Below are 11542 nucleotides of genomic sequence, written 5' to 3' on the forward strand. Positions count from 1 at the left end.
GCAAGGGGGAGCGGCGGCGTCGTCGGTGCGGTCGTCGGGCTGGAACGAAAAAGAACCGGCTACCTAGAGCCGGTTACCAACGGAAATTTTCGCTGGTAGCCGGTAGCCGGTTGTGCTTTGCGCAGTGGCGCGAGTGTGCGCCGTGCGGGTGCGCGGCGCCTAGCGCGCGAACTTGGACGCGATGGAGAGCACCTGGGTGAGCATTCCGATGATCGCGGTCACCACGGCGATCCAGCTCTTCAGCTCCTCCGGGCTCATGTCTTCGATGGAGGAACCCTCTTCATTCGAGGAGGACAAGCTTTCCTTGATGGTCTTCTTGTCAGAGTCCTTATCGTTGTCCTTGGACTTGCTCTCTGCGGTGTCATTGACTGTCGGAGCAGCGTCGGCGACTGCGGCGCCGGAAACCAACACTGCGGTGGCGGTTGCGGCCGCTGCAAGGCTAGTGCGAAGTTTCATCGAATTTTCCTCACTCGTAAAAATGTGTGTGCTTCTCGGAATGCTATCGGGTGCGCTGGTAGAGCGCTACCTAGGACAGCAGCTCTGAGGCGTTTCCCAGAGCTACGTCGCTTCAACTTGCCACTGCGTTACAGCGCTACTTCACGGACGCCTTCTTGATGCGCACCTCGTCGGCCGGAGCGCCGTCCTGCGCGTCACCTTCAACCCCTGCCTCGGCGATCTTGTCCAAGGTGGCAAGGCCCTCGTCGTCGATCTGGCCGAAGTAGGTGTACAGCGGCGGCAGCACGGAGTCGCCGTAGTTGAGGAAGAACTGGGAGCCGTTGGTGTCCACGCCGGCGTTCGCCATAGCGATGGTGCCGCGGTCGTAGCGCTGCGGCTGACTATTTTGCTGCAGCATCATCGACTTGGCCTGCATCATCTCTTCTTCGGATGCGCCTTCCGGCATGCCCATCTCGGACAGGTCGATGCCTTCGAGTGCTTCGTCGGTGGGTAGCTCGTTGGCGAACTGGAAGCCCGGGCCGCCGGCGCCGGTGCCGGCGCGGTCGCCGCACTGCAGGACCTTCAGGCCGTCGCCGGTGGTCAGGCGGTGGCAGACGGAGTCGTTGTAGAAGCCTTCCTCCGTGAGGTACTCGATGGCGTTGACGGTGCATGGGGAGGCCGCACGGTCCAGCTCCATGCCGATCGGGCCCTGGTTGGTGTCCAGCTCGACGGTGAGGGTGCCCTCGGTGGACACGCCCTCGGTGGACGGGGTACCGACGCCGTCGCCGCCCTGCTCCTGGGCCTCGTTGTAGGTGCAGTTCACGGTCGCCGGCAGTGCCTGCTCGCGCTTGGTGGCGATCGGCTCGAACTGCGACGCGTCGAACGGTTCCTGTTCCTCGGTGGTGTCCTCGGATGCGGCGGTGGTTTCGCTGGCCGCGAGGTCCTCGCCGCTGTCGTTGTTGGCAGCGAGGTAGATACCGCCGCCGATGAGCGCGATCGCGGCTGCGGAGATTGCTGCTACCGACCAGGGGCGGGACTTCTCCTTGCGGTCGCGCGAATCCAGCTCGCTTTTCAGGTGGGACAGGGCTTCTTTGCCGCGCTGTTCGTTCGATGCCACTGGGGTATACACCTCGCCAATTCGTCGGGATGGGCGGAGTAGACGTCGATAAGCATCCGCCCTTGAACGGCTAGAAAGCCTAGCAGCACCGATATAGTGGCCAGCATGAGAATCGCCGGTTTCGCCGCAGGACCCTTTCAAACCAACTGCTATGTCGTTGCTAACGGGGATCGCGCGTTTGTGATCGACCCGGGGATGGGCGCGCACGAGGCGGTGAGCCAGCTGGTGCAGGAGCAGGGGTTGACCGTCGAGGCGGTGGTGCTCACGCACGGCCACATCGACCACATTCGCGACGCCGCCGCGTTCGGCGTGGAGACGTTCATCCACCCAGCGGATGCGTTCATGCTGCTGCGGGGCGAGGGTGTCAGCGAGCAAGCACGCCAGCTTCACGACGCCTCCGCCATGCCCCCAATCGACAACCCCACGCCGCTCGAGGACGGGCAGACCGTGCAGGTCGCGGGCGTGGAGCTGCGGGTTGTGCACGCCCCGGGCCACTCGCCGGGCTGCGTGATGCTGGTAGCCGACGAGGTGGTCTTCTCCGGCGACGTGCTGTTCCGCGGATCGATTGGCCGCACGGACCTGCCGGATTCCGACCCGGAACAAATGCGTGAGTCCCTGCGCGGGCCGGTGTGGGAGCTGGACGACGAGCTGCAGGTGCTGCCCGGACACGGCCCCGCGACGACGGTGGCGCAGGAGCGCGCGACCAACCCGTACCTGCGCCAGGCCAACGCGGACCGCTAAACGGGCACTCGCTCCGGGCGTCGGTGGGCTGCACTAGACTTGCCCGGTGTGAGCGAGAACAAGAACGACCAGTTTCAGAAGCTTTCCGCCCCGAAGGGCGTGCCGGACTACGCGCCGCCGCAATCGGCGGCGTTTATCCATGTGCGCGACGAGTTCGCCCGTCAGGCGCGCATCGCCGGCTACCAGCACATCGAGCTGCCGGTGTTCGAGGACACGACGCTGTTCGCCCGCGGTGTCGGCGAGTCCACGGACGTGGTGAGCAAGGAGATGTACACCTTCGAGGACCGTGGCGGCCGCTCCGTCACGCTGCGCCCGGAGGGCACCGCCGGCGTGATGCGCGCGTTCATCGAGCACAACATGGACCGCGGGTACCTGCCGGTGAAGCTGAACTACTACGGCCCGTTCTTCCGCTACGAGCGCCCCCAGGCCGGCCGCTACCGCCAGCTGCAGCAGGTGGGTGTGGAGGCCATCGGCATAGACGATCCGCTGCTGGACGCAGAGGTCATTGCGCTGGCGGACCGCAGCTACCGTGCAATCGGCCTGAGCGGTTTCCGCCTTGAGCTGACCAGCCTGGGCGACAAGAACTGCCGCCCGACCTACCGCGAGAAGCTGCAGCAATTCCTCTTCGACCTGCCGTTGGACGAGGAAACCCGTAAGCGCGCGGAGATCAACCCGCTGCGCGTGCTGGACGACAAGCGCGAGGAAGTCCGCGAGATGACCGCGGATGCGCCGCTGATGCTGGACCACCTCTGCGACGACTGCCGCGCCCACTTCGAGGCCGTCACCGCGGCGCTGGACAGCTTCGGCGTGCCGTACGTGATCAACCCCCGCATGGTGCGCGGGCTGGACTACTACACCAAGACCACCTTCGAGTTCGTCCACGACGGGCTGGGCGCGCAGTCCGGCATCGGCGGCGGTGGCCGCTACGACGGCCTGATGGCCCAGATTGGCGGCCCGGACCTGTCAGGCATCGGCTACGGCCTCGGCGTGGACCGCGCGGTGCTCGCGCTTGAAGCTGAGGGCGTGGAGCTGGAAGAGGCGACCCACCGTGTGGACGTCTTCGGCATCGCCATTGGCGACGAGGCCCGCGTGAAGATGAGCAAACTTATCGACGAGCTCCGCGCCGCCGGCGTCTCCGCCGACATGTCCTACGGGCAGCGCGGACTCAAGGGCTCGATGAAGGGCGCCGACCGTGCCGGCGCGAGGTACGCGCTCGTGCTCGGCGAGCGCGAGCTGGAAGCCGGCGAGGTTGCGGTGAAGAACCTCGCGGAGCACTCGCAGGAGTCTGTGGCGCTCACGGTCCAGGCGGTGACCCAGGCGGTCACGGGAGCCTAGTTACTAGCACTCGGTGATGTTCACCGGCAGGCCCAGCTGCACTGCCAGGCCGCCCATGGACGTCTCCTTGTACTGCGTCATCATGTCGCGGCCGGTGGCGGCCATGGTCTCCACCACGTCGTCGAGGGTGACGATGTTGGTGCCGTCGCCAAGCTTGGCCAGACGCGCCGCGTTGATGGCCTTCACGCCGCCGATGGCGTTGCGCTCGATGCACGGCACCTGCACCAGGCCGCCGACGGGGTCGCAGGTCAGGCCCAGGTTGTGCTCGAGGGCAATCTCCGCGGCGTTTTCCACCTGGGCAGGCGTCCCGCCGAGGGCGGCGCACATGCCCGCGGCTGCCATGGACGACGCCGAGCCGACCTCTCCCTGACAGCCCACTTCGGCGCCAGAGATCGACGCATTCGTCTTGATGATCGACCCAACAGCGCCCGCGGTGAGTAGGAAGTCGCGGGCACGCTCGTCGGTGAAGTCGTCGGTGAAGTCGCGGCAGTAGTGCATCACCGCGGGGATGATGCCGGCGGCGCCGTTCGTCGGCGCGGTGACCACCTGGCCATGCGCGGCGTTTTCCTCGTTGACGGCCAACGCGTAGAGGTTGACCCACTCCATCGCATCGAGTCCGCGGGCGGTGGACGCCTCGTACTCGGCGGTGAGCAGGCGGTGCAGGCGGTTGGCGCGCCGCTTGACGTTGAGCCCGCCGGGCAGCGTGCCCTCCGTCTTTAAGCCGTGTGCGACGCATTCCTGCATCACGTTCCACACCGCGTCTAGGTGGGCGTCGACCTTCTCGCGGCCGTGGATTGATTCCTCGTTTGCGCGCATGATGTCGGCGATGGTCATGCCGGTTTCGTCGCAACGCTGCATGAGCTCGGCTGCAGTGTTGAAGGGATAGGGCACCGACGGGATCTCGCGGGCGGCCGCAACGCCGGTTTCGTCGCGGTGCTCCTCCATCTCCCAGCGGTCCTGGATGAAGCCGCCGCCGACGGAGTAGTAGTCTTCGCGCTCGGCGAGCACGTTGCCCTCGGCATCCCACGCGTCGAAGATCAGGCAGTTCGGGTGCGCGGCAACTGGTGCGGGGTCGAACCGCAGCTCGTACTCCACGGTGCCTGTCGGCCCGGAAATGCTGCCGGTGGAGGGAATCGGCTCGCCCGGTTTCGGCTCGACATCAGCCGACGTGGTGGTGGGGGTGTAGCCGACAAGGCCCAGCAGGGCGGCGCGGTCGGTGCCGTGGCCGACGCCGGTGGCAGCGAGGGACCCGCGCAGCTCCACCAGCACTTTGGCCGGGTATGTGTCGAGTTTGTCGATGAAGGCTTGGGATGCACGCATCGGGCCGACGGTGTGGGAGGAAGATGGGCCGATGCCAATGCTGAACAGGTCAACAACGCTCACAAAGTTTGCAGACATGCCGGGGATACTACAGCACCAAAAGGTGGGCAGTGCCACAGAGAAACCGAACTATTAACTTTCCTGGGCAAGGGCCGGAATATCGGTCGCACCCAGCACAGAGATGGGCTTCTGCGTCGCCTTCCCGTGTTCCGTGATGATGACCAGGCGGGGGACCGCACCGGATGCAAGCGGTGTGCTGAGCGCCTCGACGGCAGCCGCCGCGGTCACGGTTCGCGGCAGGAAAATCGGCTCGTCCAACTTGCCGCTGTGCTCGAGCACTTCGGCCACGGTACCCGCCGCGATGGTGTCGTCCTCACGCAGCTCCGCCGCCAACCAACGGGCGATCGCGTTGGTGGTGAGTAGACCAACGCACTCGCCGCCTTCGTAAACGGGGAACTGGGCGAGCCCCTCGGAGGCGATGATCTCCAACGGCTCGTGGATGTCGGTGTCAGGGGAGAAGGTGACCACGCGCTGGTGCTCGATCACTTCCAAAGCCAGCGTCGGGGCGAGCAGAGAATCCCGGATTCGTTCGATCTCAGCGACCGTTTCCGGCAGCGGCTCGGCGATCGGGCGCAGGTTGTCGTACTCGCCGTGGCTGATCGCGTTGCGCAGATCAGCGAACTCCTGCAGCGTCTCGGATTGCTCGAGCGTGATGACGCCCTTCTTCGCCGCCAGCCGGGCCATCCAGGAAAACGAATCGGACCGTTTCGCGTCCAGCTCGCTGCGCAAGAATTTCTCGATGGAATTGAACGCAGCAAGAAACGGCACGGCGCGGTTGGGCTCAGCATTGCTCATGCCGGCCACTGTAGCGCCGTGCCGCGGCCCCCATCCGCGGATCCAGCTATCAAGACCCAGCTAATCGGCCCCCAGGGGGCGATAAACGAGGTGCCACTAGCTGGATCCATCCCCGACGGGGTGAAGGGGAGAGGGATGCGCTAGATCTCGTGCGCGGAGAGTCGGCGGTTTAGCTCTTGTACACGCCGCGGTTGAGCGTGTCGCAAGCAGACATCTGGCCGGTTTCGTAGCCGGAATTAAACGCCTGCATGCGCTGCTCGGACGAGCCGTGCGTCCACGCGTCCGGGTCGACCTCGCCGCCGGAGCGCTTCTGGATGTTGTCGTCGCCGATGGACTGCGCCGCCTGGAGCGCCTGCTGCAGTTGCTCGTCCGTGATCGGTTCCAGTGCCGCGTTCTCGCCCTTGGAGGCGTGGTGTGCCCACAGGCCCGCGTAGCAGTCGGCCTGCAGCTCGATTGCCACCGCGGCGGAATCCTCGCCCGGGTTCTTGTAGTCGCTCAAACCCAGGGTGCCCTCAAGGTTTTGGATGTGGTGGCCGTACTCGTGGGCGGTGGCGTACTCCTGCGCCAGCGGGCCGTTGGAGCCGCCGAGCTGGGACAGCTGGTCGAAGAAGCTCACGTCCAGGTACGCGGTGGTGTCCTGCGGGCAGTAGAACGGGCCGGTGTCCGAGCTTGCGTAGCCGCAGCCGGAGTTCACGCTGCCTTTGAAGATGGTCATTTCCGGTTTGGTGAACTGGGTTTCGGACTGGGCGGGCAGCACATCGGCCCAGACTGCGTTCAGCGACCCCATCGTCGCTGCTGCACGGCAGTCGTCGTACTCGTTGGAAGAACCGGCCTCCTGGCAGTGCTCCAGGGAGTACTCGCCCTGGGACTGCGACTGGGAGTCGCCGCCGCCACCGAGAATGCCGTTGAAAGCGCCGCTGAAGTACAGCAGAGCAAGCAGGACCAAAATGATGGTTCCGCCGCCGCCTCCGCGCAACAGGAGCGGCAGCAGCATCATCGCGCCGTTGCCCATGCCGCCTCCGCGGCCGCCACCGGAGCTGGTATTGACGTTGCCGCCTTGGCCCTGTGCGTAATCGCCTCTGAAAGTCATGGTCAGAATTGTGCCAAATAACTAGGGCATGTGTGGGATCTGGGTCATTTGGCACTTGTGTCGGGCCTTCGGCAAGAGGGGGCCGGACGCGCCGTGACAAAGTGCCGGGTAAACTTTGCCAGGTTAGATTCGCCATCACGTGGAAGGACGTGGAAACCGTGCTGCGCACTCACCTTGCGGGGAACCTGAATAAAGAACTCGAAGGCCAAACTGTCACTCTCACCGGCTGGGTGGCCCGTCGTCGTGACCATGGCGGCGTGATCTTTATCGACCTGCGCGACCGCTCCGGGTTGGCCCAGGTGGTCTTCCGTGAGTCTGAGGTTGCTGAGGCTGCACACGACCTGCGCAGCGAGTACGTCATTCAGGTCACCGGCACCGTCGAGCCGCGCCCGGAAGGTTCCGCGAACCCGAACCTGGCTTCCGGCGAGATCGAGGTCAACGTCACCGAACTGAAGGTGCTGAACAAGGCCGCGGCGCTGCCGTTCCAGATCGAGGATGCGTCCTCCAGCGAGGTCGGCGAGGAAGCCCGCCTGCGCTACCGCTACCTGGACCTGCGCCGCGAGCGCCAGGCGAAGGCGATGCGTCTGCGCGCCAAGGCGAACCAGGCGGCGCGCCGCGTACTGGACAACCACGAATTCACCGAGATTGAAACGCCGACGCTGACCCGTTCCACCCCGGAGGGCGCGCGTGATTTCCTGGTACCGGCGCGTCTGAAGCCAGGCTCCTGGTACGCGCTTCCGCAGTCGCCGCAGCTGTTCAAGCAGCTGCTCATGGTGGCCGGCATGGAGCGCTACTACCAGCTGGCGCGCTGCTACCGCGACGAGGATTTCCGCGCTGACCGCCAGCCGGAGTTCACCCAGCTCGACGTCGAGGCCAGCTTCGTCGATCAGGACGACATCATCGAGCTCGCCGAGGAAATCCTGGTCGAGCTGTGGAAGCTGATCGGCTACGACATCCAGACCCCAATCCCGCGCATGACCTACAAGGAAGCAATGGAGAAGTACGGCTCCGACAAGCCGGACCTGCGCTTCGACATTCCGCTGGTGGAGTGCACCGAGTTCTTCAAGGACACCACCTTCCGCGTATTCAAGGCCGAGTACGTCGGCGCTGTGGTCATGGAAGGCGGCGCTTCCCAGCCGCGCCGCCAGCTCGACGCATGGCAGGAGTGGGCGAAGCAGCGCGGCGCGAAGGGGTTGGCCTACATCCTGGTCCAGGAGGACGGCGAGCTGACCGGCCCGGTGGCCAAGAACATCACCGACGAGGAAAAGGCAGGAATCGCCGAGCACGTCGGCGCGAAGCCGGGCGACTGCATCTTCTTCGCCGCTGGTGAGACGAAGGCGTCCCGCGCACTGTTGGGTGCCGCCCGCGGTGAGATCGCCCGCAAGCTGGACCTGATAAAGGACGGCGACTGGGCGTTTACCTGGGTCGTTGATGCGCCGCTGTTCGAGCCGGCGGCGGACGCAACCGCGTCCGGCGACGTGGCGCTCGGCCACTCCAAGTGGACCGCCGTGCACCACGCGTTTACCTCCCCGAAGCCGGAGTTCCTGGACAACTTCGAGGAGAACCCGGGCGAGGCGCTCGCCTACGCCTACGACATCGTCTGCAACGGCAACGAGATCGGCGGCGGCTCCATCCGTATCCACGAGCACGACGTGCAAAAGCGCGTGTTCGAGGTCATGGGCATCACCGACGAGGAGGCGGACGAGAAGTTCGGCTTCCTGCTGGACGCGTTCCAGTACGGCGCCCCGCCACACGGCGGCATCGCATTCGGCTGGGACCGCATCGTATCTCTGCTCGGCGGCTTCGAATCCATCCGCGACGTCATTGCGTTCCCGAAGTCGGGCGGCGGCGTGGATCCGCTGACTGACGCGCCGGCGCCGATCCCGGCGGAGCAGCGCAAGGAGACCGGCGTGGACTTCAAGCCGAAGAAGGGCACCGAGGCCGAGGCGGCAGGCGCCGAGAAGTAGGCCAGCGATGGGCGATACGCAGGAGATCATCCGCGCAGCCGCCGACATACTGACCAAGCGCTACGGCGGCGAGCAGCAGCTTGTCGACGTCGAAAGGCTCGACGGCTCAGGGCTTGCGGACGTGTTCCGGGCACGTGTTGTGAACAACCCGTTTTTCCAGCACCGCTCGGTAGTGGTGAAGCACTCGCCGGCTACCGGCGACGAGCTGGCGGACGCGGCGTTTTTGCGGGAGACGGTGGCGTACCAGTTCGCCACGTCGTTAAGCGAGGAAGTGCGCCCGGGCCCGGTGCTGCTGGGCTACGACACCGCGCAGCGCATCCTGATCATTTCGGATCTGGGTGATGGCCGCACGCTCGCGGAACTGCTGCAGGACGCCGACCCGGACACCCATGTGGATCTCCTGCGTCGCCTTGGCCGCGCGCTGGGCAAGATGCACGCCGGTACCGCGGACGACGAGGACGCATTTAACGTGCTGTTCCAGCGCATGACGCGTTCGCGGAAGAACTCGGCGAACCTGCAGCTTTTGCGTGACCGCCTGCTGTCGCACCGCATCCGCATTGGCGTGGAGTTTTTGGAAAACGCCGGCATCGACATCCCGGGGGAGGTCCGGTTCGCCGCCACGAACGTGCGCACCCGGCTGCTGCGCGGCGGCATGCGCGCGTTCACGCCGTTCGACCTGACCCCGGACAACATCATCCAGACCGGCAACTCCTTCCACTTCCTGGATTACGAGTGGGCGGGTTATAGAGACGTCACCTTCGACGTGGCGTTTGTGGTCGCCCGCTTCCCGGTCTTCCTTGCGGCGCAGCCGTTCAACGCTGCCGCCACGGAGGCGTTCGTCGACGCGTGGGTGAGCGAGGTGCGCGGCATCTGGCCCAGCGTGGAGCACCCGGATACGCTCCAGGCGCGGATCACCGCGGGCCTGATCGGTTGGGCAATGAGCAGCGTGGCCATGCTGGATCCGGTCAGCCCGGCCGAGTTGGTGGAGCATGACGCCAAGCTCAAGGAGGACTTCGAAGCCGCCGGCCTCGACGTGTCCGGCCTTGGGCCCTTGGAGGAAGGATTCGAGACAGAAGATGGTGGCAGTGAGCACGCCGGAGACGTGCTGCGGCCGCCGTCGAAGGGGCCGTTTACCGCAGACGAAGCGCTGGTGCGCCGGGACTTGCGCGAGACGTTCGAGTCCCTCGCCGCATTCGCTGGCACCGGCAAGGACCCCGCGTACCGCACCATTAGCGAGTTCGCGCAAACGCTGGCTGAGCGCTTGCGCTAGGAGGCGATCGCGTGGAGCAAGAGGGACTATTCGCGGCCGCCGGCGGCACGAATAGCCGCGGCGATTCCGACAACCGCGGCACCGCCTTTTTCGAGGCGGGGGCCTCGGCACCACTAGCCGCGCGCATGCGCCCGCGAACCCTCGACGAGATTGCGGGCCAGCGGCACCTGCTCAGCGAGGGTAAGCCGTTGCGAAGGCTTATCGACGGCTCCGGGGTCGCCTCCGTGATCCTCTACGGACCGCCGGGGACCGGCAAGACCACGATCGCCTCGCTGATCGCGTCTGCGATGGGGCAGAACTTCGTCGCGCTCTCAGCGCTGTCCTCCGGTGTGAAGGAAGTGCGTGCCGTGATCGACGAGGCACGCCGGGACCTGATCCGCGGCGAGAAAACCGTGCTGTTCATCGACGAGGTGCACCGATTCTCTAAGACCCAGCAGGACGCACTGCTCGCCGCCGTGGAAAATCGCACCGTGCTGCTGGTCGCGGCGACCACGGAAAACCCGAGCTTCAGCGTTGTTGCACCGTTGCTGTCGCGTTCGCTGCTGCTGAAGCTGGAATCCCTCGACGCGGACGACCTGCGCGGGGTGCTGGACCGTGCGATGGCGGACGAGCGCGGATTTGGCGGCGAATTCGAGCTCGACGACGCCGCGCGGGACCAGCTGGTCCTCCTCGCCGGCGGCGACGCCCGACGCGCGCTGACGTACCTGGAGGCCGCGGCAGAGGCAGTGCAGCCGGGGGAGACCATCATCGTCGACACAGTCAAAGAAAACGTCAACCGCGCGGTGGTGCGCTACGACCGCGATGGCGACCAGCACTACGACATCGTCAGCGCGTTCATCAAATCCATCCGCGGCTCCGACGTCGACGCCGCGCTGCACTACCTGGCGCGGATGATCGAGGCGGGAGAGGACCCGCGGTTCATCGCGCGGCGCCTGGTCATCCACGCCTCCGAGGACATCGGCATGGCGGACCCGACCGCGCTGCAGACCGCCAACGCCGCCGCGAACGCGGTGCAGTTCATCGGCATGCCGGAAGGAAGGCTTGCGCTCGCGCAGGCGACGATCCACTTGGCCACGGCGCCGAAGTCGCCGTCGGTGATCCAGTCCATCGACCGCGCGTTGGCGGACGTGCGCGCGGGCCACGCCCCGCCGGTGCCGGCGCACCTGCGCGACGGGCACTACGAAGGCGCGAAGGCCATGGGCAATGCGGTGGGCTATGTCTATCCCCATGATGATCCTTTGAGCGTCGTCAAGCAGCAGTACATGCCCGACGGTCTCGAAGATGCTGTCTACTACGAACCCACCGACCACGGCGCGGAGCGGCGGATCAAAGACTTCATCGGGCGGCTGCGTGCCCTCGTCCGCGGGCGGTGACACCGGGCGGCGTCCGGGCGCGGGGTAGAGTAAGCGCGG

At 66.0% G+C, this 11542-nt stretch carries 10 protein-coding genes; 5 read left to right on the top strand and 5 right to left on the bottom strand.

What is annotated here, in order from left to right; genetic code table 11:
• Positions 1–159 precede the first annotated feature (159 nt).
• Positions 160–456 carry a hypothetical protein gene (locus tag QP996_RS07180; RefSeq protein ID WP_284871942.1) on the bottom strand — a complete coding sequence of 99 codons (297 nt, stop codon included), beginning with the start codon at positions 454–456 and terminating at the stop codon, positions 160–162.
• 136 nt (positions 457–592) lie between these two features.
• A complete protein-coding gene (locus QP996_RS07185) occupies positions 593–1552 on the bottom strand; it encodes a peptidylprolyl isomerase (RefSeq protein WP_284871943.1) in 960 nt (319 codons plus the stop codon).
• A gap of 105 nt (positions 1553–1657) precedes the next feature.
• Between QP996_RS07185 and QP996_RS07190 the strand changes: the two genes are divergently transcribed.
• Together QP996_RS07190 and hisS are read left to right on the top strand one after the other, a co-directional pair.
• Complete coding sequence (locus QP996_RS07190; RefSeq protein WP_284871944.1) at positions 1658–2293, top strand: MBL fold metallo-hydrolase; 636 nt, start codon at positions 1658–1660, stop codon at positions 2291–2293.
• A 48-nt stretch (positions 2294–2341) separates the two neighbouring features.
• On the top strand, positions 2342–3628 hold the full coding sequence (hisS, locus tag QP996_RS07195) for a histidine--tRNA ligase (RefSeq protein WP_284871945.1): 1287 nt from the start codon (positions 2342–2344) through the stop codon (positions 3626–3628).
• Between the two features lie 3 nt (positions 3629–3631).
• Here the strand turns inward: hisS and QP996_RS07200 are convergent, their stop codons facing one another.
• The 3 genes from QP996_RS07200 to ypfJ all read right to left on the bottom strand — a co-directional run bounded on the left by QP996_RS07200 (position 3632) and on the right by ypfJ (position 6893).
• Positions 3632–5026 (bottom strand): L-serine ammonia-lyase, encoded by a 1395-nt coding sequence (locus tag QP996_RS07200; RefSeq protein ID WP_284871946.1) that lies wholly within the window; start codon positions 5024–5026, stop codon positions 3632–3634.
• 54 nt (positions 5027–5080) lie between these two features.
• Positions 5081–5803 (bottom strand): CBS domain-containing protein, encoded by a 723-nt coding sequence (locus QP996_RS07205; RefSeq protein ID WP_284871947.1) that lies wholly within the window; start codon positions 5801–5803, stop codon positions 5081–5083.
• Positions 5804–5972: 169 nt separating this feature from the next.
• Entirely contained in the window at positions 5973–6893 is a 921-nt protein-coding gene (ypfJ, locus tag QP996_RS07210; protein ID WP_284871948.1) for a KPN_02809 family neutral zinc metallopeptidase, read from the bottom strand.
• 158 nt (positions 6894–7051) lie between these two features.
• Here ypfJ and aspS point away from each other — a divergent pair, with 158 nt between their 5' ends.
• From aspS to QP996_RS07225, 3 genes are read left to right on the top strand one after another with little or no spacing between them, the layout of a single operon-like run.
• Positions 7052–8860: an aspartate--tRNA ligase gene (gene aspS / locus QP996_RS07215; RefSeq protein WP_284871949.1), complete on the top strand. Its 1809-nt coding sequence runs from the start codon at positions 7052–7054 to the stop codon at positions 8858–8860.
• Between the two features lie 7 nt (positions 8861–8867).
• A complete protein-coding gene (locus QP996_RS07220; RefSeq protein ID WP_284871950.1) occupies positions 8868–10130 on the top strand; it encodes a protein kinase family protein in 1263 nt (420 codons plus the stop codon).
• An 11-nt stretch (positions 10131–10141) separates the two neighbouring features.
• On the top strand, positions 10142–11503 hold the full coding sequence (locus tag QP996_RS07225; protein WP_284871951.1) for a replication-associated recombination protein A: 1362 nt from the start codon (positions 10142–10144) through the stop codon (positions 11501–11503).
• Positions 11504–11542 lie beyond the last annotated feature (39 nt).

The sequence above is a fragment of the Corynebacterium sp. MSK008 genome (assembly GCF_030232585.1).
GTDB lineage: Bacteria > Actinomycetota > Actinomycetes > Mycobacteriales > Mycobacteriaceae > Corynebacterium.

Excerpts from the sequence above, each read along its gene's own strand:
- QP996_RS07180 (WP_284871942.1), bottom strand. The coding sequence starts at position 456 with ATGAAACTTCGCACTAGCCTTGCAGCGGCCGCAACCGCCACCGCAGTG.
- QP996_RS07205 (WP_284871947.1), bottom strand. The coding sequence starts at position 5,803 with ATGAGCAATGCTGAGCCCAACCGCGCCGTGCCGTTTCTTGCTGCGTTC.
- QP996_RS07220 (WP_284871950.1), top strand. The coding sequence starts at position 8,868 with ATGGGCGATACGCAGGAGATCATCCGCGCAGCCGCCGACATACTGACC.
- QP996_RS07200 (WP_284871946.1), bottom strand. The coding sequence starts at position 5,026 with ATGTCTGCAAACTTTGTGAGCGTTGTTGACCTGTTCAGCATTGGCATC.
- ypfJ (WP_284871948.1), bottom strand. The coding sequence starts at position 6,893 with ATGACTTTCAGAGGCGATTACGCACAGGGCCAAGGCGGCAACGTCAAT.
- QP996_RS07190 (WP_284871944.1), top strand. The coding sequence starts at position 1,658 with ATGAGAATCGCCGGTTTCGCCGCAGGACCCTTTCAAACCAACTGCTAT.